The following is a 23,423-nucleotide window of genomic DNA, read 5'->3' on the forward strand; positions in this document are numbered from 1 at the left end:
AATTGACAGCCTAGAAGCCGCTTGTTATTTTGCGCGCATTATTCCAGATGCTGTACCCTTAAAATGCCCATCAACCATGACTTTGTCTATTGTCCACCGCAAGAACCACTGCATATCGTTTATGAAGATGATGATCTGGTGGTAATTGAAAAGCCGGCCGGATTATTGTCGGTTCCGGGGCGTTTACCTGAACATCATGACAGTGCCTATTTGCGGGTTCTGAACCAGTATCAGCAGGCCAAAATTACCCATCGTCTGGATATGGCCACCTCCGGTATTTTGATGTTTGCCAAACACCGCGATGCAGAAGTGGCGGTGAGTAAAATGTTTCAGGCACGCACGGTACATAAAAATTATGTTGCACTGGTACAAGGCAAACTTGAGGGTGAGGGCAGCGTCGAAGTACCTTTGATTACCGACTGGGAAAACCGTCCGCGTCAGATGGTGCATTTTGAACTGGGCAAGGCCGCCAAAACCTTGTATCAGGCCTTAGAATATCTACCCCAGCAAGACATTAGTCGGGTGTTGTTGACCCCCATTACCGGCCGTTCCCATCAGCTACGAGTGCATATGCTGCATATCGGTCATCCCATTACTGGCGATAAAATTTATCATCCTGAACCCCAGCGCAGTCCTTTAAATCGTATGGCCTTGCATGCCAGTTATTTGGCTTTTACCCAGCCTTTGAGTGGTGTCCCGGTCGAAATAAAGGCAGACATACCATTCTAATTTGATTCTGCTTAATAGTTAGATTCAACCGGACACATGCTTTTTAATCTCATAAATATGATCAGGATCAAGCTCTTAAACTGGGCAATCTGAATAAAAAAGTGTGAGAATTTATTTCGATAACAGCGTGGAAATGAGTGGCTTTATAAGCATGTTCAAATGAAATTTTCTACTGATCCATTGCCTGATCGGCTGTTACTGCAGAATATAAATTTTAATGTTCGGTTTATCTCTTGACGATAAGCCTAGAGATTTTTTATTCTTTTATCTCCCGCTATAGGCCTGATGCCTTTATTTTTATGATTTTTTAACCTTCCTTTCATTATTTTTAAACTTTCAAATTATATCCTTTGATATAAAAAATATCGTAAGCTGTTTCAGAATGGATTTGTCTTGAGCTGGAAAGTAGTCAGTCATATATGACTTGCACATAAAAATTTTGTAGAAAAATAAAATGAATGAATGACTTAGTATTGATCAACGGCTTTGATTATCTGGCTAAAGTGATGCAAAATTAATCATGACTTTATAATAAATTTTTAATTTGATGGTTTAGGGCGCTGCCCGGGGTTAAAGGAAAGAACGATGCTCAGTATGGCTCTCTTCGTTCTCGCGAGTATTTTAATATGTGCATTGCTATGGAGCTTAAAGGTACAGGCTTCATTACGCAGCAATATCCAGTTTTTACAGGAAAACCTGGATCATTCCCGCAGCAAATTGGCAGATTATGAAACTCAAGTCGATGAATTGAATTATGAAATCACCCAATTGCGGGTACAAAATGGCAGTTTAAACATTGCCCTGAATAAATATAAAAAATATCAGGATATCTGGGATATCGAGCAATATATTATTAACCGGACTTTGCAGGCCGAAAACTTTGTTGAAGCGACCAAGCTGGATGCTTCGATCATGATCGATGATCTCAAAGCCTATATCGCAAGAGTAAAAGATTATCTTGCCCAGTTTCAGGCGCAAGCATTAATTGAAGTTGAACAGCAGGCTCGACAAAGTTTGCACGGTTATTATGAACAGGCTAAACAACAGCATCGCTTGCAAGAGGTATTGAGTGCTTTACAGCATAAAATACAGGCCCAGCGCTTCGGCTTGCAGCTTCCCGCAACACAGGTTTTAGAGCAGCTGATTGACGGTTATAGTGAAACGGATGCGGTTCGGCATTTATGCAATGTCCGTGACAGAATTCAGCAGGCTGTAGAAAAACAGCAGGTGGCGAGCTGTAATTATGTCGACGACAATCGCCGTCGAAGTACTATTGAAATCCTTAGTCGGGCTTTCAACTGTAAGGCAGATTTATATCTCACTCAATTAAGCACAGAAAATCTGGGCGAGATGCTGCAAGCCTTAAAGGATGATTATGTCTTGCTGAATTATACCGGGCAGGCACTGAGTCAGGCGATGATTCAAGAATCCTATCTTGATCTGCGTTTAGAAGAACTCAAGTTTGCTGCGCTGGTTTTGCAATTGGAACAGGATCATCTGCATCCACACATCGCGTAGATCATGACATTCATAGGTCTAGAAGATTTTTACCAGAGTATTCTGAATGCCATAAGTTGGTTTAAATCCTGATATTTTTCAGGATTTTTGGCCTTGAGGAATCTTGACTATATTGATCCTCTTACTTATTTTTATATTTATAAAAATCATATGTTTATTTATGGTTAAAAGATAATATTTTTTGTCTGTATCTCGATAATTGTACAAAAATCAGCTAATCTTAAATGCAGAATAAAACAGCATCATAATAAGGATACTTCTATGTCACGTGATTACAATCAATTCCCGGACGATGAAAATGGCAATGTACTGTGGCAAATGCATCAGGATGGCGACGACTTGCAAGAGGCACATGAAATTGAATTTTCGATTGCCTTTGCGGATGAAGCGCAGGCAGATCGTTGTGCCTTGCATCTATTAAAAGAAGAGCAAAAAATCAGCCTGTTTCAGGACGAAGAAAGCGATACCCTGGAATGGATCATCACAATTTATGTGTATATGGAGCCTGCCTACGAAGATATCGTGGATCTGGAACAATGGTTCAGCAAAATCGCTGCACAATTTCAGGGCGAATATGATGGTTGGGGCTGTATGGCCTATGTCTATGATGATGAGCTGGATGACGAAGAGAGCAGCCTGCGTAGTAGCTGAGCATGCTTGTATTTAAAGCATTTAAAATAAGAGACCCGGTGCTGCCGGGTTTTTTTATTGCTCTATTTAATTGTTATACGAAGACTTGAGCTTGAGTATAGATACATACTCATTATATATCGCCAGCTCAAAACTGGATAAAATAACTCAGATGAGTACTTAACTCAGGCTGATGATTTAGTCACAATAAATGCAGGGAATATCCCGCAATAAAAAAATAATAAGAACAAAGGACAAGAAAAAATGAGTTACACCTTAAAAATGCATCGTGTGTTCAGCGCACCACCGGAGCGGGTGTATCGTGCCTTTGTGCATCCGGATGCACTGGCCAAATGGCTGGCACCACATGGCTTTATTGCCAAAGTAGAACATGCGGAAGTCAAACCCGGCGGCAGCTATAAAACCACCTTTACCAATTTTTCTACCGGAACCCAGCATCATTTTCATGGCATTTATCATGAGGTCATTCCCAATCAGCTGCTGCGCTATACCGATCAGTTTTCTACCCCCGACTTGCAGGGTGAAATAGAGGTGACGATCATCTTTGAAAAAGTGTCAATCGGTACCGGTTTGCATATTATTCAGGTAGGTTATCCGGATGTGGTGCCGCCGGCGGTGTGTCATTTGAGCTGGCAGGAATCACTGCAACTCCTGTCTTTGCTGGTTAATCCGCAGATTTCAGACAATTAATTCCTTGGATCTCCTGTGTTGGTTTCATCCCAATGTCCTCTCCATCAGCGCGCCTGACAAAGATGCTATACTGTGAGCTTATTTGTTTCATTTATTTAATTTTTCTCTTTTTTCGAGGTTCTTATGGGTCTGCCAAACTGTCCAAAATGTCAATCTGAATATACCTATGCAGATGGTGATCTACTGATCTGTCCTGAATGCGCACACGAGTGGAAAGAAGGTGAAGTCACTGAAGAACAAGTGATCATTAAGGATGCCAATGGCAATGTGCTGGCAGATGGTGATAGTGTAACGGTGATTAAAGACCTGAAAATCAAAGGTTCATCTTCAGTGGTGAAAGTGGGCACTAAAGTCAAAAGTATCCGTTTGTTGCCTGATGCTGCCGATGGGCATGATATCGATTGTAAAATCGAGGGGATCGGCCCGATGAAATTGAAATCCGAATATGTCAAGAAAGCTTAAATTTAGCCTTAGACTAAAATTCTGACGAGAGAATAATACGGTTGATTAATCGTATTATTCTCATTATTGCTGAAATTCGGGGCTGATCATTTTCCTGTCGCCTGATCCTCACATTTCGATTTGAGATCCCTTTAATGCCGCACCTGCATCTGGAATATTCTGACAATCTGCAACATATCGAGATCAAACCCTTATTGGTCGCGATTCATCAGGCACTTTTTAACGCCGGCCATGTCACCGATCCCAATGATTTAAAAAGTCGTGCGATTATGCAGCAGGATTATGTGATTGGACTGAATGTTGTTACAGATCAGGCCTATGTGCATGCTAAAGTTTCACTGTTGAGCGGGCGCAGTGTCGAAGTTCGTCAGGCAATTTCCGAATTGGTGCTCGACCTCATGCAGCAATATATTGCGCCACAACCTGAATTAAAAATACAGCTTCGTGTCGAAATCATTGAAATGCCAAAGCAGACTTATCGTAAAGCTGTTATCTGAATGATGGCTTTTATTTGCTGAGATGACATGGATCAAATGCCTTGAAACTTTATCAATGCCATACGAAATTTATAAACAGATCGACTTGGTCTGTAACAGCTCGCTATTTTATTCAGATCTAAAATTATTTCTATTTTTAAATGACGCTTTATGTCATTTACAGGCATGCGATAAAAGTTCTAAAGTAACTTTTAATCGCTGCTGATTTTTGAATCATCCAATCTAGAAACAGCATATTCATCCTGATTAAAATAAAAATAATTTAAAAAATAATCTTCAGGTGAGCTGTATCCAATCCGGCAGTGGGAAGAGCAAAGCGAGAATAACGCTTTAGCATAGGCAAAATAATAAGAACAAAAAGATCAGAAATCCGGTGAGTTGATTGAATCTCAGATTTCAGGTCTGACTTGTCCGGTTGAAGGAAATTTTATGCAGGTTTTTGGGGATGAAAAATTGGCTCAGGAAGTCATGGCATTTCTTCAGGAGTGGGATAATGCCGTAGCCAGACTTGAAATTCAGGATATTGTTCAATTATGCCGACCCGATATCCGTCTGGTCGATGTCAGTATGGAAGTGAAAGGTGTAGAAGCCTATCAGGCACTCTGGCAGCAATATCGGGCATTTATACCGGAAGGCATACGCATCGAACGCCAAGATCTTAATATTCATGTCACTTCTGATCTGGCTGTAGTCGATGGTTATGTACGGGTGAGTTATGCGGTGATTGAACCGATTTTCCAGCTGGGCTGGTGTCGGGTCAGCATGTGCCTGAGCAAGCAGCAGGGCAAATGGCAATTGCTGCATCAACATACTTCAGTCCCTGTGCAACTCGAAACCCGGAAAATGCGCCGGATCAAAAGCGTGAGTTAATCTATTTACCTGAAAAGATTTAAGTGAAATATCTTTGCAAATGATTACAGGAATACCTTTGTAACAAAAATATAGAAAGTCCTAAATTATGTTGAAGGAATAATATTTTAGGACTTTTCAGGTGGATAACAACAAGAACAGTCAAGTAAAACCACGACAGGCCAACCTGCAACAACAGACTGAAGTATTGATGCCGGATCAGTCCGAGCGGCAGCGCACCCAACATGCACTCAGAATGATGGCAGGCTTTGTAATTGCTGCTGTAGTCATGACGGCATTGTATTTTGGCCGTGATATTTTTATTCCGCTGGCTTTGGCCATTCTGCTGGCATTTTTACTTTCTCCTCTAGTTTCTCGCTTAAAGCGCTGGGGCTGTCCCCAATGGGCGGCGATTGGCCTGGTCATGTGCCTGACCTTGTCATTTCTGGGCGGCACTGCAACTTATCTGGGGATGCAGCTTGGTAAGCTGAGTCAGGAACTGCCACAATATCAGGACACCATCCAGCAAAAACTGAAAATGCTCGAAAATTATCGTCAGGGACCGAGTATGTGGGACGGTGCGATCCAGACCTTTGACACGGTAGAAAATTCGATAGACACCCAAGAACAGGAAACAGAAGACCCGAATGTGCAGAATGTCAAAGTCGTGGGCCTAGAGCCAACGAGTGAAGAGGCTGCGCTGGACTGGTTGAATAAAATCCTGAATCCGTTGGCGATTATCGGGATTGTGTTCCTGTTTATGGTATTGATTTTATTCAATGGTAAAGACCTGCATGACCGCTTTCTGAAACTCTTGGGTGGTAATCTGAATATCGGCACCGATGCGCTGGATGATGCCGGCAAGAGTATCGGAACCTATTTGCGCATGCAGCTGCTGGTCAATGTCACTTATGGCATTCCCATGGCGATTGGTCTGTTATTGATTGGCGTACCGGCAGCGATCATGTGGGGGCTGGTCGCGGTGGTTATGCGTTTTGTACCCTATGTTGGCCCGATCGTTTCAGCTATTTTCCCGATTACACTGGCTTTCGCCGTTGATCCGGGCTGGGACATGGTGCTGTGGACTGTGGGCTTGATACTGGTGCTGGAACTGATCAGCAATAACGTGATTGAACCGTGGCTCTATGGGGAAAGTACCGGCCTGTCTACCTTGGCAATTATTCTGGCTGCTACGTTCTGGACCACCCTCTGGGGACCGGTAGGGCTGATCTTGTCGACGCCTTTGACTGCCTGCCTGCTGGTTTTGTCCAATTATGTACCGGCACTGGGTTTTGTCAAAACCTTGCTTGGCAGTACGCCAGTATTGTCACCCTCCGAACGCTTTTACCAGCGACTGGTGGCTGATGAAGTCAATGATGCAATGCGGGTAGCCAATGATTACATCTGTGCGCAATTACCGAAAAAGCCCAGTGCAGAGGAGGTGGCCCGTCGGGTACAAATGTTCTATGGCGAAGTGGCCATTCCAGCCATTCGGATTTATTCTCAAGGACATGATACCGATGTCACTGCCGAACACCGGTTGCGTCTTTATCAGGGCTTGCAGTTCTTTAATCATGCGTTTCAAAAAGCCTATCCGAGTAAGATGAGTGCCGAGCAGCCCGAAGTTTATTGTGTTGGTGCGCGTTGGGAAATTGACACCCAGATTTCTGCCATGTTGGCGCATGCCCTAAATCTCAAAAATATTGCTGCCCGAAATGATCTGGATGTGCTGATTCAATCGAGTGAATCAGGAAAGGGTATTGTATTACCAGCTTCGATCAAGATTTTATGTGTGTCTATTTTTCATCATGCGCCTGCGGCACAGATTCGGTTGCTGAAATATAGACTGGCGCAGCAATATCCTGAGCTGAAAATCATTTTTGCGACTTGGAGTGTGATGCAGCTGGAGCTTCTGGATGAACTGCAACAACGTTTTGAGCTGCAGGCACTGGTCAATAATGTCGATGATCTGATTCTGACTATCGAAACTTATACCTTGAATGAAGGCGAAAGCTGGTTTGAGAATCTGGAGATCAAGAATGAAAAAGAACGGCAGCAGGCTTTAAATGAATTGGGGTTATTGGATCATCGTCATCAGACCCTTTATAAACAATATATTGAAGAAGCCCGTCAAGCCTTTGACGTTGATTACGCACAAATTTCCTGGCTGAATCAGCATGAAATGTATATTCCAATCAGTCCTTTTACTCAGGAGCCTGTTGCAACCCGACAAATGTGCAAGGATTCAGTCTGCACCCATTTGCTCTATCAGAATGAGCCTTTGGTGATAGAAGACTTGCAGCGTGACCCGCGCTTTCCACATCTGTCAGAATTAAGACAGCATCATATCCGTTTCTATGCTGGTGTGCCTTTAAAAGATAAAAATGGAATTGCGCTTGGGAGTCTATGTCTGCTGGATAAACAACCGAGACAGATGCAGGCCGAAGATATGATTCTGCTTAAGGCTTTGGCGCAGGATTTAATGGCGACCCTGAGCAATGAGCGCAAGAAAAAAGATAAACAGAAGCAGATTGAGCAGATGCAGCCTGCTACCTCGGCAAGCGTTTTAAATAAGGACTAAATGATGAAACAAAAATGGATCTACAGCATCAAAATCATGAGTATCACATTTGGTCTAGCCAGTATCAGTTCATGGAGTCTGGCTGCTATTCAGGGACTGCATTTTTTACATAAAGACTGGGAAATTTCCTGTGATAATACCGGCACCTGCCGCGCTGCCGGTTATCAATCGGATCAAGATATTGATCAGCCAGTTTCAGTTTTATTGGAGCGTGCTGCGGGTGTAAACAGTGTTATCAAAGCCCAAGTCCAGATTTTACCCTTAGCTGCTGCCACACCCACACGACAGCTTCAGCTACAAATTGCCAGCACACCTTATGACGTGATTGGTCTCAATCGGGAAGGAATAGGGCAACTCAATAGCAGTCAAACGCGTGCCTTGCTGAAAGCAGTGCAGGGAACGAGTCCAGTGATATTTAAAAATGCGCAATCACGCTGGAACCTGTCGACTTCCGGCGCCAGTGCCGTTTTACTCAAGATGGATGAATTTCATCGTCGACTTTATACGCCCTCAGCCTTGATCAGGCCGGGGAAAAAATCCAATCAGGCGGTGCTCAAAGCTGCAGCGATACCGAAAATTCAGATACCAAAATATCAGTCAGGCAAAATCGCTCAAGCGAAGCTGAATACGGCAGCCAGTCAGCAGATGATTCGAAAACTGAAAGCCACCACCAACGAGGATCAATGTGATTTGCTGTTTAGCCAGCGTTTTCTCAATGATGATGTCATGACCATTTATCCCATTAATGCCCAGAATCAGCTGGTTCAGGTGCCGTGCTGGCGCGGGGCTTATAATATGGGTAGTGGCTTCTGGCTGATGGATCAAAATAAGCAACTGAAACAGCTAGTAACCACCTCGGGAGAAACATTTAGCCAAGGCCAGATATTTTCTGGGCATAAAGTACGTGGTTTGGGTGATTGTCTGAGTCAGGACGAATGGGCCTGGAATGGCAAGAAATTTGTCAAAAGCTTCAGTAGTCTGACCGTGCAATGTAAAGGCTTCGCCGGTGGTGCTTGGAATTTACCGACCTACGTAAGCAAAGTCATTTATCAGGCCAAATAGTATTGTTTATAAAATAGCAGCGATAAAAAAGCCTGAATGACTCAGGCTTTTTTTAGTTTTGATTTTAAGAGGTGTGACCTTAAAAACGCTTTGGAATTCTTTGGCCATTCGGAACAGGAATTTCAGCATTTTTTAATACCCCAAATAACCAGGTTTCAGCATGCTGTACCGCAGTTTTCAACTGATCACCCATGGCCAGACGTCCGGCAATGAAACTGGCCAATGAACAACCAGAACCATGATATTCACCTGGCAGACGTGGACAGCGAGTTTCGTTGACCAGCTCACCTGCGATATATAGGCTGTTCTGAATGTAATCTGGCGTATCTTCATGGCCACCTTTGACCAAAACTGCCTGTGCACCCATTTCAAATAATTTTTGAGTGGCCAGTTTGAGGTCTTGCTCACCCGTCAGGGCGCGTAGTTCAACCGTGTTCGGCGTTAAGATAGTGGCTAATGGAATCAACTGGGTAAATGCTTTGACCAGCGTTTCTTGATTACCCAGCGAACCGCCACTATTCGCGACCAAAACCGGATCCAGCACATAGAGATAATCTGGATGTGCAGCCAGAAACTCGGCCAGTGCTGCGATATTGTCTGTGGTGCCTAACATGCCAGATTTTACGCAACGAATGGGCAGGTCATTGACCACCGCATTGGCCTGTGCCAACAGCAATTCTCTGGAAGTGGCTTCGAAACCAAAAACCTGCTGTGAATTTTGAATAGTGAGGGCTGTGCAGGCAATTGCCGCATGTGCACCACTTTGACCAATGGCTTCAATATCTGCTTGAAGGCCGGCTCCACCTGAAGGGTCTAAACCGGAAAAGCAAAGTACGGTAGGGCGCAAAATGATGTCCTTCATTCACTAAAATTGCATTAGTATAGGCAAATTTGAATGAACTCTCGATATTAATTTATATCGGTACTAATGAGAGGGGATGGGCGGTGATTAAGAATATTTTAATTGATCTGGATGGGACATTAACCGATCCGAAAGTGGGGATTACGACGTCTGCACGCTATGGTCTGGAAAAGATCGGTCATCCGATTAGTGACGAGATCAATATCGACTGGATTATTGGTCCGCCCTTAAAAGCCTCGCTTGCCAAAATTTTAAATGTTGAGGCCGATCATGTTCTGGCTGAACAGGCCTTGATGGGTTATCGGGAGCGCTTTGCAGTCAAGGGTCTCTATGAAAATCATGTTTTTGAGGGTGTAGCAGAAACGCTGGCAGAACTGAAACGCCGTGGTTATCGCTTGTTTGTCGCTACAGCAAAACCGACAGTGTATGCCAAACAGATTCTGGAACATTTTGATCTGGCCCAGTATTTTACCGACATTTATGGTAGTGAGCTGAATGGCGAGCGAACCAATAAAGCTGAGCTGATTCAGTATATTTTAGAGCAGCAAAAATTACAGGCCGATCAATGCCTGATGGTGGGTGACCGTGAGCATGACATTTTTGGCGCCCGTCACAATGGTATTGAGACTATAGCGGTAAGTTATGGTTATGGCAGTCAGGAAGAGTTAGAAGTGGCACAACCTAAATATAAAATTGACCGCTTTAATCAGTTATTAGATTATTTTAAATAAACCCTAATTTTTGCTTATTTTATTTGAGCTGATTTTTAGAGAGGCGATGTCTATAAGCTGGTTCATCTATAGAGATCAATTCTCTTATTAGATGGTTATCTCAATAAAAATCCCGCAGCGTGCGGGATTTTTGCTCTTGGATGAACATTTAAAGCGTCAAAAACCAGGTCGATGCCAGCACCACCATAATGATGATCACCAGTAAAATGTTGATGATCGTCATTCGATGTTGGGGGGGAACTCTGGCTTTGGTCAGAGCATTTCCTGCATGGTCAAACAGGATGACATTTTGCACGCTACTTTCATAACCGAGTTCGAGTAACGCACGCTTTTCAACTTCGGTTAAACCGTCTTCAGGCAGATCCATAATTTGCAGCAGTGCTATAGAGCTAAATAGTTTCTTCATCATTGAGGAGGGTAACAGCCGTTTCAGCGTCACCGCGGCTGCATCAAAGTCGGCAATAATACTCCGCGGATGGGCATAGGGCACATCGGGTAGCAGGGTATGCGTAATCGTGCCATCTATATTCATCAGCTGCATTTTATCTTTATAGATTTGCACCCATACAGCATCTGGAAATTTCACTAATTGATCTTGCAGCATGGATAAAGTCTGATTTTGCTGATATTTAGTCATTAAATAATCGATAAACAAATCCCGCATCAAGACGGGATTTGTAAGGTTCGGTTATTTGGCAGGAGCACCATATTCATTGTTTTGTTTCTTGGTTTCAGTTGCCCACCACCAGATCAGTACCAGTATGCCAATCACGGTAAGCGTCAGTAATTGCCACCAACCAGAGCGCCCTACATCATGCAAGCGACGCGCGCCAACGGCCAGACTTGGGACTAAAAGTGCCAGATTGAGCAGGCTATTCACCAGCGGTTTAGTGCCTAAAACTGTATCTATGACCTCAGCAATAATGCCTAAAATTACACAAAACAGCATAAAGAACCAAAATTCTTTACGGCGTGCGCGGCCGGAAAAGTTTGCATAGTTGGTCAGACATTTTACAAACCAGTCAATGCTGCTGTAATTTTCCTCGGCTTGATCCAGATTTGAATATTTGCCGAGCTGACTGGAAATTTTTTCTCCCAGATAAATAGAACTGCCTAAAGCTAAATAAACCTCAGATGCTTCCCCCTCGGTATTGACGATAAAATCGACCCGATCACCGCGTGAAGGTGGACGCTCACTACGCCAGTCTGCGCCATTAAAGCTATAGCGCTGATTATCATCCCCCGAGATAAAACCGGTATTGTGTTGAATAGAAAAATCAAGGATTGAACCTTTCATGCTTGTTCTCGTCTATTAAGCTAGATTATTTTTTTAAAGCGACGCAATTTCTTATCAGAATAACTTTAGCATAATCTAATTTTTAAAAAATCATAGTGGAATGACAGTAATTTTCTTATGTTTTTAAAAGCCTTATCGCAATAGTGATTCAGTATTCAATCAACAAAAAATATGGCGTTGCATGCTTTGAAATGAAGAAAATTAAATAGTAATGGCGCTGATTTATCTCTGAATCTTTTATAAGAAATTAAAGCTAAATCTATCTGATGAATATCAAATTTTTCTTTGGAACTATGGTTTGATGTTGTTAAATTTAATATGATGATAAACAGATACTTATAAATTTTAAATTTACAAAAAGCATATAATAATACTAATAAATATAACATTTTATTCATACTTTTTATCTATTATTAACGATTTTTTAAAATCAACAGGCGTATAATAAAAAGCTTCCTATGGTGATGAAGGTATCACATTCAATGTATCTCTCCCCATTATCGAAGGCCGTTTACCTTTGCTGTGCCTCTTTCATCTTAACCACGACCACTGTGCATGCTGAAGCTGCTTTCAGTTCGGAAAGCCCGTGGATGCTCGGTGACTGGAACGGGCAACGTACAGCGCTCCAAAATCAGGGCTATGATTTCAGTTTTGGTTATACGGGTGAAATGGCAAGCCTGATTGATGCGCAAAGATCTTCAAGCCATAGAACTGAATATGCGGACCAGTTTGTTTTTGGGGCACATCTGGATCTGGCAAAGATTGCAGGCTGGCAAGATACCGAAGCGCAAATTACTGTCACCCAGCGTAATGGTCAGTCACTGTCTCAAAGCACTGCTGCTTTAAACGACCATCTGAGTTCAGTGCAAGAGGTCTGGGGCCGTGGTCAAACCTGGCGTCTGACTGATTTATGGATCAAGAAAAAATTCCTGGAACAAAAACTGGATGTGAAAGTCGGACGCTTTGGTGAAGGCGAAGACTTCAACAGTTTTGACTGCGATTTCCAGAATCTGGCCCTATGCGGTTCACAAGTCGGGAATTGGGTTGGCGATCAGTGGTACAACTGGCCGGTAAGCCAATGGGCTGCACGAGTCAAATACAACATTAACCCTGAATTTTATGCCCAGGTCGGTGTTTATGAATACAACCCTGAGAATCTGGAACGTGGTAAAGGGTTTAATCTGAGTACGGACGGCTCCAAAGGGGCAATGCTTCCTGCAGAAGTGGTCTGGACGCCTAAACTGGGCACACAAAAATTGCCAGGTGAATACCGCGCCGGTTATTACTACAGCACGGCGGAAGCTGAAGTCATTTCCAATCCAGATCAAACCGATCATCACCATGGGGGCTGGATTGTTGCCAAGCAACAATTGACTGCACATCACGGAGATACTTCGCGTGGTTTGACCGGCTTTGTGAATGCGACAGTGCATGACTCCAAAACCAATAATGTCAGTGATATGCAAAATATCGGGCTGGTTTATAAGGGTGCAATGGATTCACGCCCTCAAGATGAAATCGCATTTGGTATTGCACGCATCAACATGAATGACGATGTCAGTGCTGACCGTCATCAAGAAATCGATGCAGAAATTTATTATGGCTTACATGCCACTAATTGGCTCACCATTCGCCCGAATGTGCAATATGTGCGTCACGTCGGTGCATATAAAGATGGTGAAAATGTCTGGGTGGGCGGAATCAAGTTTAATACGTCATTTTAAAATATAGTTTTTAGTTGCAAATACACTATTGAATCTCTAGGTGCTTTGTTGCAGTAATGGGCAATGCCTGCTTAAGACATTGATGTATTTATAACTCAGAATTTAACAATAAGGGTGCTCATGCCTGTCATGTGCATGGACTTTCAAAAAAACTTTTATAGGTGTTCAATATGAATACTTCATCATCAGGTTCAGTACTGAAAACGATTTTAGCGGTCATTGCCGCTGTTTTCGGTATAGGACTGCTGATTGGAGGGATTTATCTTGCAGTGCTGGGTGGGTCTTGGTACTACATCATTGCAGGTATTCTCTTTATTGCGACCGCAGTTCTCTTGTATAAACGAAAAAGTGCTGCACTCCTTGTTTATGCCATATTCGTTTTGGCGACAGTGGTGTGGGGGCTGTGGGAAGTCGGTTCAGATTTCTTTGCACTTGCGCCGCGTTTGGATATTTTAGGTCTGTTTGGTTTAGCGCTGCTTATTCCGGCGGTAACACGTGGCTTTGATCATGCTAAAACCGCGAAAATTGCCTTGGGTGCTTCATTAGCCATTACCATCGCTGTCATGATTTATGCTGTATTTAATGACCCGCAAGAAATTCGCGGTGAATTAAAATCCCAGCAGCCTGCAACTCACCAGCCAATTCCCGGTGTGGCAGATGAAGACTGGCCTGCTTATGGTCGTACCCAGTCCGGTTTACGGTATTCACCGTTAAAGCAGATTAATACTGAAAATGTCAAAGATTTGCAGGTGGCTTGGGAATATCACACGGGCGAATTCAAGACTGAAAATGACTCGGGTGAAACCACCAATCAGGTTACCCCAATCAAGGTGGGTGACAACATGTACATCTGTACCACTCACCAGAAATTGACTGCGCTTGATCCGGCAACAGGTAAGGCGAAATGGACCTATGATCCAAAGCTGAAAGCTGATCATACCTATCAGCATTTAACCTGTCGTGGCGTGTCTTATTATGATGTCAACAATACGGCTGGTTTTGAAAGCAGTCTCGCTGCGAAAAAAAGCAGCTCTGCTGAATGTCCACAAAAAGTCATTTTACCGGTCAATGATGGGCGTTTAGTGGCGGTCAATGCGACCACCGGTAAAGTCTGTTCTGATTTTGGTAAAAATGGCGAAGTCGATCTGCAAAAAGATATGCCATTCCCATATCCGGGCGGTTATATTCCAACCTCACCGCCTGTAGTAACCGGCACCACCATTATTATTGCGGGTTCAACTACCGACAACTATTCAACTGAAGAACCATCGGGTGTGATCCGTGGTTATGACGTGAATACCGGTGAACTGCTTTGGGTATTTGACACAGGCGCTGAAGATCCGAATTTGATTCCTGCACCGGGTCAAAAATTTGTACACAACTCTCCAAACGCTTGGGCACCTTTGGCCTATGATGCAGAGCTGGATATCGTCTACGTACCAACGGGTGTCGGTACCCCGGATATTTATGGTGGTCACCGGACTGAACTGGACGAGCGTTATGCCAACTCGATGCTGGCCCTGAATGCGACGACTGGTAAGCTGGTATGGAATTTCCAGACTACCCATCACGATTTGTGGGATATGGACGTGCCTTCACAGCCGACATTGACCGAGATTAAAGACAAAAACGGCAATATGGTTCCAGCCATTTATGTCTTGACCAAAACCGGAAATGCTTTTGTGCTGGATCGTCGTAATGGTAAAGCCATTGTACCGATTACCGAGAAACCGGTACCACAATCTGTGAAGCGTGGACCTCAGACCAAAGGCGAGTTCTATTCTAAAACTCAACCTTTCTCTGACTTTAATCTGGCGCCACAAGATAAATTGACCGATAAACAGATGTGGGGTGCGACCATGTTTGACCAGTTGGTCTGCCGTGTTGCGTTCCACAAACTGAATTACGATGGCATTTATACCCCACCTTCTGAAAATGGCACGCTGGTCTTCCCGGGTAACCTGGGTGTGTTTGAATGGGGTGGTATGTCAGTGAATCCGGACCGTCAAATTGCATTAACCAACCCGATTGGCCTGCCATTTGTATCAAAACTAATTCCTCAAGATCCGAACCGTCCTAAGACGGCTAAGGGTGCAGGTACAGAAGCAGGTGTTCAACCGATGTATGGTGTGCCTTATGGCGTTGAAATCAGTGCGTTCCTGTCTCCATTTGGACTGCCGTGTAAACAGCCATCATGGGGCTTTGTTGCAGGTGTGGATCTAAATACTCATGAAGTGGCATGGAAACGCCGCATCGGTACCATTCGTGACAGTATGCCGGGCATTCCATTGCCACCATTCAAAATGGGTGTGCCGATGTTGGGTGGCCCTATTTCAACTGCGGGCAACGTGATGTTTGTGGGTGGAACTCAAGATAACTACATCCGTGCCATTAACGTGAACAACGGTGATGAGTTGTGGAAAGGCCGTCTACCTGCAGGTGGCCAGGCTACACCAATGACCTATGAAGCCAATGGAAAGCAGTATGTGGTCATTATGGCGGGTGGTCATGGTTCCTTTGGGACTAAAATGGGTGACTCTCTGGTGGCTTATGCCTTGCCAGACAATAAATAGTTGAATCTCTAATTAAGTATGAAGAAGCCTGATTCGTCAGGCTTTTTTATTATGTATTGTTGAATGCCTATATCCATTTTTAAGGACACAGAGAAATGATGTTGATTTGTTTCTGAAAGCTCAATTTCATTCAGATCGCATTAAAATAATATGCTTTGTATATGGCTGATTTTAAGCGCAATTCAGATAAAGGATTAATCAAGTCTGAATTTATCGAACACAGAATTTTTAAGCTCAAAATATTTCTATTCATTGAGCGAACTATATGTCATCGAATCAGCGCATTTACTGGATATCGATGCTTAAAAAAAATGAATTGAATCATGAGATGTACGCCATCTCGATAAGGTATTTGCCGCATTAAACCACTTTCAAATAAGGTCTGTTATTTATGTATCAAAGCCCGAAATTTCCATTCGTGAGATCGACCTTGTCATGCCTGATTGCTTGCGTAGGTCAGCATATTTATGCAGAAAATGACATACAAGAAGTCCAAAGGTTAGACACGATTGTCATTCAAGCGACCCGTACCGATCGGGAGCGATTGACCACACCGGCGTCAGTGTATTATCTGAATCAAGAACAAGATAACAGCCTGAATGTGAACCTTTCGGAAACATTAAAAGGCGTTCCAGGATTACAGTTAAATAATCGTGAAAACTATGCCCAAGACCTGCAAATTTCGATGCGAGGCTTTGGCGCACGCTCCAGTTTCGGTGTGCGTGGTGTGCGTTTATATGTGGATGGAATCCCTGCAACGATGCCGGATGGACAAGGACAAACCTCGAATATTGATTTGAACAGTCTGGACCATATTGAAGTATTGGGTGGGGGATTTTCCTCGCTGTATGGTAACTCTTCCGGAGGGACGATTTTAACCACCACGCGAGAGGGGCAAGGTGCTGACTCGATTGAACTGGGGCATTCTGCAGGGAGCCAGAACAAAGGGCAGACCAAGCTGGTTTTGCAAGGCGGTTCAGAAAATGCCAATGAACCAGCTTATATCATCAGCTCATCTTATTTTGATACCGACGGCTATCGGGAGCATAGCGGCGCGCATAAAATCCTGAGCAATGCCAAGCTAACCTGGGATCTGGAAGATGGTTCTAAAATCAACTGGATGAATAACTACGTTAAAATTGCTGCAGATGATCCAGGTGGTTTAACTCGTCCACAATGGGAAGCCAATCCGAAGCAAGTGGTTGGTAATGTCACCAAATACAATGCTCGTAAAGAAATTGAACAACTGCAAACAGGTTTGACCTGGAATAAGCCGATCAATGACCAGCATGAACTGTATGGCATGGCCTACTGGGGACAGCGCGCAGTCACGCAATATCAGTCGATTCCAAAGTGTGCATATGAAGAAAATACTGATATTTGTAAACCTAATACAGTTCAACTAGCCCGAAATCATCCCGGTGGTGTCATTGATTTTGACCGTAATTTTTATGGGACAGATTTACGCTGGACGGGTAAAGATATTCTACCAAATACTAAACTGATTGCAGGTGTCGCCGTAGATGCCATGACCGAAGACCGTAAAGGCTATCAAAACTTTTTAGGTGATCGCTTGGGAGTCAAAGGCGAACTGCGTCGAGATGAAGATAATACCCTGTGGAATTTAGATCCGTATTTGCAAGCTTCTTATCATTTTGCTCCCGATTGGACTTTAGATGCCGGCCTGCGCTATAGCAATGTGCATTTTAAATCAGAAGATCATTATATTACTGATGTGAATGGTGATAATTCAGGTAAAACCACTTATGATAAATTATTACCATCCATGGCCTTAAGCTGGCAGATTTTACCTGAGCTGATGACTTATGCCAGTTATGCACAAGGCTTTGAAACGCCCACCTTTACCGAAATGTCTTATCCTGCAAATACTGCAGAACACCGGAGCTTTAGTTTAAAAGCAGCAGAAAGTGAAACGTATGAACTTGGCTTAAAATCTGCTAATCGTTTCGGTGATTTTACTGCTGCAGTATTCCATACCACGACTCAGGATGACATTGTTTCTGCAGGTAATGACAATGGTCGCTCTACTTTCCGTAATGCAGATCAAACTTTAAGAGAAGGTATTGAACTCTCCTGGAATAAAAGTTTATGGCGTGATCTCACTGCTCAAGCCAGCTATAGCTATATAGATGCAACTTTTGATGCTGATATTCCTGAAATTTTAAATCAGAATGGCAATATTGCAGTGTCGAGAGTTGAATCAGGAAACTATATTCCCGGTATTGCCAAAAATCAGGCATTTTTAAGTCTGGGCTGGAAACCTGAAAATGGTTTGAGTGCAGGTTTGGATGTACGTTATTCAGATCGAATTTATGTCAATGATACCAATACTGAATATGCACCCAGCTATACTGTTGCTGGTGCCAATGTTGGCTATAAATGGAATATGAAAGACTGGTCTGTCAAAACTTTTGCACGTGTCGATAATCTTTTTGATAAAGACTATTCAGGTTCGGTGATTGTCAATGAAAGCAATAGCCGTTTCTTTGAGCCGGCAGAAGGGCGGAACTGGAGCGCTGGTTTGAGTGTGACAAAAGAATTTTAATTGAAATGGTTTATTGCTGCTAAATTTTCAAAATAAAAAATCCCGCTTTTTAAGCGTGATTTTTTAATATTTAAGTTTTGAAAAGTTGATCAGCGGATTTGAGATAAAACTAGATTGTCTGCTGATTCACCCGTTTTGATAATTCTTCAGCACTTTCGACCCGTTCAGAATATCGATCTGTGAGATCAGCAGACTGACCGCGAGTGAGGAGGGTGAACTCGTAAAGTTCCTCTATCAGAAGTTGTTTTAGATATTTTTTCTGCTCCGCAGCGCGCAGCTTTTAGCAAAGAAGACGGGGGAAATGATTATTGATGAAGCAGGAAAGCGGTTGAAATAAATCCCAGAATTGAAGACGATAAATCAGATCATAAAAAAGCCACCGCAAGGGTGGCTTTTTATTTAAAGTTAAAATCACAGATGTCGTGTCATTTTAAGCTACGTCATGCGACACATTGTTTGTCATTTCGAGTTTATTAACTTCAATGACTTGAGTGTAGTTGCGACGCATAATGACATTGATCAGCGACACAACCTATGTCATTTTTTGGATAAAACGACACAACCTATGACAATTTTTGAAAATGTGTTTTCAAAGTCTTGTTCTATTGCAATCAAGAACTACTATATTAATTTTACCTTCCTGAGCTGGTCGACTATTTAATACCAGCATTTCTTGTAGTTGATGAGGGGTAGTAGGTTTGAGTTTACCTCTCCCTGGTGTTTTTAATTTTTTATTATCAGATCTCTCTCCAAACCAGAGTACTAGATAAATACCTCTACCTTCGGCTCTCCAATCAGTGGCATATAATTTATTAAGTTGATTGTCTGCTCCAGTCCAAAGGTTAGGGTGCCACTGACCTTTTATTTCAATTGGTAGACGAATTTTGCCTACAGCACAAGTGATGTCAACTTCTTTGTCACCTGATACATGTGCTTCAGGTTCATATGTGATTTTTTTCTCACCTTGGCGAAGTAAACCAATTAGATGATCTCGACATCGTTCTTCATCAAAAGGCTTACCTTGGTCATTGAAAAATCCACGCCAAGATTCAGCATCATCACTTATAATCTTTGCTTGGACAATACTTAGCTCATCTAATATGACAGTTTGTAGATCAGAGATCGATTGGGGTTCATCATTATTTATGACTGCTTTGATTTCATTTATAGTAGGTGCCACATAAAGATGTTCGCTACGAATTAGTTTCTGCTCATACTGTACTGTTTTAATTAAGTCTGTGTATTCGTCGAAAGATGATATTTTTAAACGCTCCATTGCTTTACAAGCTTCATCACTATAGTTTTTACCTAATAGTTTAATAAGCTGAACCATGAATTCAGAAGCATCCCAAGGATTTGTATCCCCAAATGTTCCTCCTATAGGTTGACCTACATTTGGCCATAATTTGCGGAAAGTTGTAATAATCCACTCAAGTTGATTGGTATCTAATAGATTTTTATAATGATTCTCTCTGTAGCGACCAGTTATTCTATCTCGTAAAGTCCAAATTAAACTTTTATCAATTGGTTGATTTCCTAGACTATTGATTGTTTCTTTGAAATTTATAAGTATGCTGACAGCTATCCAGTATTTTAGTCGTTCTTCATCAGCTAATAAATCTAAGGAAGGAACAAGCTGTTTCAATTCTTCAAATTTTCCATTGTGTAGTAAACAATCAGCAAGTTCCTTTTCATCCTCGATATTAAGATTTTTAAATTTACTCAACCAATTTGTTGCTAATTCAGTACCTAATTCAGCATATTCTGCTTTTCTCATAAATTGTGATAGCCCACCAATATGAGAGCATTGAGCGATAAAGTATGGTTCATAAAAAGTTTGTATTGCTTCTTTGAAAATTCCTCTTTTTTGAAGTTCTTCAATAATATATGTATAAAGATTATTGATTCCAGCAATCTCATCATACCGACGATGTGATAGAAGAAGGTAAGCAGCTATTAGTCTTTCATTTGGTAGATCAAGAAAATATTTATTATTTCTAACACGTTCAGCTAATGCGACTAGTATAATATAACCTACTGGGTAGAATTGCCCTTGAGGCAAAATAATTGCAATATCTTGTGCACTAACATCAGGTGGATTCTTAACTAAGTTTGCTTCAAAGCCATCCATACATGCTTCAGAAATATCAGCTCCCACCCAATCAGATATGCGTTCATGTGGCGGTATTTCTTTACTAATATCAGTAAACTGACATAAATAAACTTTGGCTGGTTTAAGTATTATTTCATATTCACCTTGGCGTAATCGGTCGATATTTGGAATATAAAATAATCTTTGCTTGGCTCTATCAGCAGTTTTTTTGACTTCGGTTTGTTTTTTGCGTTCAAGATATTTAATTTGCCAATTTTCTAATTCAACGACGGAAATTTGATTTAACCAATTTTGATCATTCTTGTTATTAAGAGTAAAGGGTAACGCAGCATCTCTTACTTCCTTGCCAATTTCACCATCATGTCGTATTAATTGAACAATGTCTTTCCAACGAGCATCTGTAGAATTTATTAAATATAATTGTTTAAGGATGAAAACTAGATCTTCAGGAGTAAGAGCTAAACCAGAAGATCGGCTTGAAAGATACATGCTTCTTTGCCAAATATTTTCTTCAGATGGTAAATCTAGCAAAACCATATACTGTAATTTTTGCTTTGATTTGTAATCATTTTTTAAAAATGTTGCTAGCTTTTTAACATTTTCATCTTGATATCCAAATACCTTCCCAAAAGGTTTTAGCCAACCCCATAGCTTTTTAGGAGTGATATCATAATTTTCTATAAATCTTAGAATTAATCGGTATGCAAAATTTTTGGCTTCACTTTTAATTTCTGAATAATCATTTTTATCTAAAGTTTTAACTCCGATAATAAAAGAATTTAGGATATTTTCAATTTGTTCTAAAGGTAGATTTTCTTGTAAATACCACAATGGTCCGACAGTATTACTATTCATTTTTAAATATGAAATAGCTAGATGAGCAATTAAATCATCATTGGTTTTGTTGTAGCCAGTATCATCTAATAGCTCTATTGCTAATCTAATAGATGACTCATCACCTAATTGAAATAGGGACGTATATATACTAGGCCAATCTATAAATTGTTCTTGAATAGCTAAAGATTCACCAGCTGATTTACGTATTGCAAATTCTATTTTGGAATCATTAATAAGGTTAGTTAATATTTGGATAAAATCATTTGGAAGTTGATATCCTTTAATAACATCTATTAGAAAAAGTCTAAAGCCAAAGGGAGTATCAGGTTGAATTATAATTTTCTGGATTTGAGATAAGATTATTGGCGTTGTGAAGGCTCGAATGCTATATCCATTTCTATTATAAAAGTTATAAAAACTAGGATTATTTTCAGCTAAATCTTGAATACTATTTAGTAGAGTCTGAGCTTGCTCTACTGTTATGGTTCCTACATCACCATATTCAAGAATACCTATAGGGTCTACTTTAATAATACTTGAGACTAAAGTAGGGTCACTCAGTAACCATGAATGTAAACCACGTAAGTTACTCGGAACAAATTCATGACTATGGAACAAGGATAGAAGACGCTTACGTTTTCGGTTAGTATCAGCTAGTTTTACTAGCCATTTTGCTCCCAAGAACTCACCAATTCGACGATGAATGTAAGTAAAACGTTCTACGCCATTAGATCGAAAAAGGCGTGAGCCTAAAACTAGATCAATTTTTTCAGTGCCAGGAAGTTGTTTAACTTCACTTATTGGTAGTTCACCGTCAATTAAATTTATAATTGATTTTCTTGAAATAGCTTCATTACCTGTCAGGATTAAACTGGCAAAAGCAGCTCCTGCTGCATCAAGTGAAACTTCGCTTGGCAGTTGTGCTTCAGATTTAGATTCCGAATGTTCTGCTCTTAAAATTTCTATAGCTTGTTCAAATAATTGGGTTAAAGATTCAGGTAGTTGTCCCTGAATTGCAACTTTAGCAATTAAACTAAGAGTTTGAGGATTTCCTAGCAAATCATCCAGATTCTTAGCTGTAAAGTGAGTAATAATTTCTTGAGCTCTTTGGGTGCTAAAGTTTTGTTCAAGAAATATAGCCATATCATTTTGAGCAAAAGGATTTAAATGAAGTTCTAAAGGTGATTCTGAATATTGTTCTCTTATAGCTTGTATGCCTGTAGCACTTTTCCAATCTGCTGCACGGCAAGCTAAAATAAATTTTGGATATCCTAAAAATTCAAGCTTTTGCAATACTCCATCTACGGCATCACCATCATTTTTTGAATTTACCTCATCGAGTGAATCAATAACTAATATGCTATTTTTACCAAGAAGAGGGCGGGGGTTAGCACGATTTAGTAATTGACGTGCAGTACAATATGCGTAATTTTCTAAGTTTCCTAGCCATTCTAAAAGGCTAGATTTCCCCATTCCCGCTTCACCTAAAATAACCAATGAATTAGTTATTTCAAGTATTTCATGTTGACTAATTTTTTTTTGAGTATCATCAAATTGATACCACAGAGTTCTCGGGATCATGATCTAAATTTAATAAATATTGTATAGTTAATAGACTTCTCATAATCTTAGCATGAATAGTTTGTTGATTAAAAAATTGATCTGAAAGGAAAATACAAAT

At 41.4% G+C, this 23,423-nt stretch carries 17 protein-coding genes and 1 pseudogene; 13 read left to right on the plus strand and 5 right to left on the minus strand.

Features of this window, described 5'->3' with window-relative positions; translation table 11 throughout:
* Positions 1-63 precede the first annotated feature (63 nt).
* The 9 genes from MWG72_RS00285 (at position 64) to MWG72_RS00325 (ending at position 9,039) form a co-directional block, all read left to right on the plus strand.
* Entirely contained in the window at positions 64-729 is a 666-nt protein-coding gene (locus MWG72_RS00285) for a pseudouridine synthase (RefSeq protein WP_247142996.1), read from the plus strand.
* 585 nt (positions 730-1,314) lie between these two features.
* On the plus strand, positions 1,315-2,247 hold the full coding sequence (locus MWG72_RS00290; protein WP_247142997.1) for an SNIPE associated domain-containing protein: 933 nt from the start codon (positions 1,315-1,317) through the stop codon (positions 2,245-2,247).
* Positions 2,248-2,508: 261 nt separating this feature from the next.
* Entirely contained in the window at positions 2,509-2,898 is a 390-nt protein-coding gene (locus MWG72_RS00295) for a ribonuclease E inhibitor RraB (protein WP_004281735.1), read from the plus strand.
* A gap of 243 nt (positions 2,899-3,141) precedes the next feature.
* Positions 3,142-3,588 (plus strand): SRPBCC domain-containing protein, encoded by a 447-nt coding sequence (locus MWG72_RS00300; protein WP_004732106.1) that lies wholly within the window; start codon positions 3,142-3,144, stop codon positions 3,586-3,588.
* A gap of 123 nt (positions 3,589-3,711) precedes the next feature.
* Positions 3,712-4,050: a zinc ribbon domain-containing protein YjdM gene (locus MWG72_RS00305; RefSeq protein WP_004645911.1), complete on the plus strand. Its 339-nt coding sequence runs from the start codon at positions 3,712-3,714 to the stop codon at positions 4,048-4,050.
* Between the two features lie 134 nt (positions 4,051-4,184).
* A complete protein-coding gene (locus MWG72_RS00310; protein WP_247142998.1) occupies positions 4,185-4,547 on the plus strand; it encodes a 5-carboxymethyl-2-hydroxymuconate Delta-isomerase in 363 nt (120 codons plus the stop codon).
* Positions 4,548-4,976: 429 nt separating this feature from the next.
* On the plus strand, positions 4,977-5,417 hold the full coding sequence (locus tag MWG72_RS00315) for a YybH family protein (protein WP_005252710.1): 441 nt from the start codon (positions 4,977-4,979) through the stop codon (positions 5,415-5,417).
* A gap of 121 nt (positions 5,418-5,538) precedes the next feature.
* Positions 5,539-7,977, plus strand: coding sequence for an AI-2E family transporter (locus tag MWG72_RS00320; RefSeq protein ID WP_247142999.1), 2,439 nt, complete (start codon positions 5,539-5,541; stop codon positions 7,975-7,977).
* A gap of 3 nt (positions 7,978-7,980) precedes the next feature.
* Positions 7,981-9,039: a DUF1176 domain-containing protein gene (locus MWG72_RS00325; protein WP_247143000.1), complete on the plus strand. Its 1,059-nt coding sequence runs from the start codon at positions 7,981-7,983 to the stop codon at positions 9,037-9,039.
* A 79-nt stretch (positions 9,040-9,118) separates the two neighbouring features.
* Here the strand turns inward: MWG72_RS00325 and MWG72_RS00330 are convergent, their stop codons facing one another.
* Complete coding sequence (locus MWG72_RS00330) at positions 9,119-9,886, minus strand: hydroxymethylpyrimidine/phosphomethylpyrimidine kinase (RefSeq protein ID WP_035341206.1); 768 nt, start codon at positions 9,884-9,886, stop codon at positions 9,119-9,121.
* Positions 9,887-9,984: 98 nt separating this feature from the next.
* Here MWG72_RS00330 and MWG72_RS00335 point away from each other — a divergent pair, with 98 nt between their 5' ends.
* On the plus strand, positions 9,985-10,632 hold the full coding sequence (locus MWG72_RS00335; protein ID WP_247143001.1) for an HAD-IA family hydrolase: 648 nt from the start codon (positions 9,985-9,987) through the stop codon (positions 10,630-10,632).
* Between the two features lie 148 nt (positions 10,633-10,780).
* Here the strand turns inward: MWG72_RS00335 and MWG72_RS00340 are convergent, their stop codons facing one another.
* Both MWG72_RS00340 and MWG72_RS00345 read right to left on the minus strand, forming a co-directional pair.
* On the minus strand, positions 10,781-11,296 hold the full coding sequence (locus tag MWG72_RS00340) for a hypothetical protein (protein ID WP_338149380.1): 516 nt from the start codon (positions 11,294-11,296) through the stop codon (positions 10,781-10,783).
* 24 nt (positions 11,297-11,320) lie between these two features.
* Entirely contained in the window at positions 11,321-11,929 is a 609-nt protein-coding gene (locus tag MWG72_RS00345; protein ID WP_247143003.1) for a DUF805 domain-containing protein, read from the minus strand.
* Between the two features lie 482 nt (positions 11,930-12,411).
* Between MWG72_RS00345 and MWG72_RS00350 the strand changes: the two genes are divergently transcribed.
* The 3 genes from MWG72_RS00350 (at position 12,412) to MWG72_RS00360 (ending at position 18,792) form a co-directional block, all read left to right on the plus strand.
* A complete protein-coding gene (locus tag MWG72_RS00350; RefSeq protein ID WP_247143004.1) occupies positions 12,412-13,653 on the plus strand; it encodes a carbohydrate porin in 1,242 nt (413 codons plus the stop codon).
* Positions 13,654-13,823: 170 nt separating this feature from the next.
* The gene (locus tag MWG72_RS00355; protein ID WP_247143005.1) at positions 13,824-16,226 is read left to right on the plus strand and encodes a glucose/quinate/shikimate family membrane-bound PQQ-dependent dehydrogenase; all 2,403 of its coding nucleotides are present in this window, start codon (positions 13,824-13,826) and stop codon (positions 16,224-16,226) included.
* A 391-nt stretch (positions 16,227-16,617) separates the two neighbouring features.
* Positions 16,618-18,792 carry a TonB-dependent receptor gene (locus MWG72_RS00360; RefSeq protein ID WP_247143006.1) on the plus strand — a complete coding sequence of 725 codons (2,175 nt, stop codon included), beginning with the start codon at positions 16,618-16,620 and terminating at the stop codon, positions 18,790-18,792.
* 109 nt (positions 18,793-18,901) lie between these two features.
* Here the strand turns inward: MWG72_RS00360 and MWG72_RS00365 are convergent.
* Together MWG72_RS00365 and MWG72_RS00370 are read right to left on the minus strand one after the other, a co-directional pair.
* Positions 18,902-19,030 (minus strand): annotated as a pseudogene (locus tag MWG72_RS00365) (arsenical resistance protein ArsH); the annotation flags it as partial.
* A gap of 351 nt (positions 19,031-19,381) precedes the next feature.
* Positions 19,382-23,323: an NACHT domain-containing protein gene (locus tag MWG72_RS00370; protein WP_247143007.1), complete on the minus strand. Its 3,942-nt coding sequence runs from the start codon at positions 23,321-23,323 to the stop codon at positions 19,382-19,384.
* Positions 23,324-23,423 lie beyond the last annotated feature (100 nt).

It is taken from the genome of Acinetobacter lwoffii (assembly GCF_022967985.1).
Lineage (GTDB): Bacteria > Pseudomonadota > Gammaproteobacteria > Pseudomonadales > Moraxellaceae > Acinetobacter.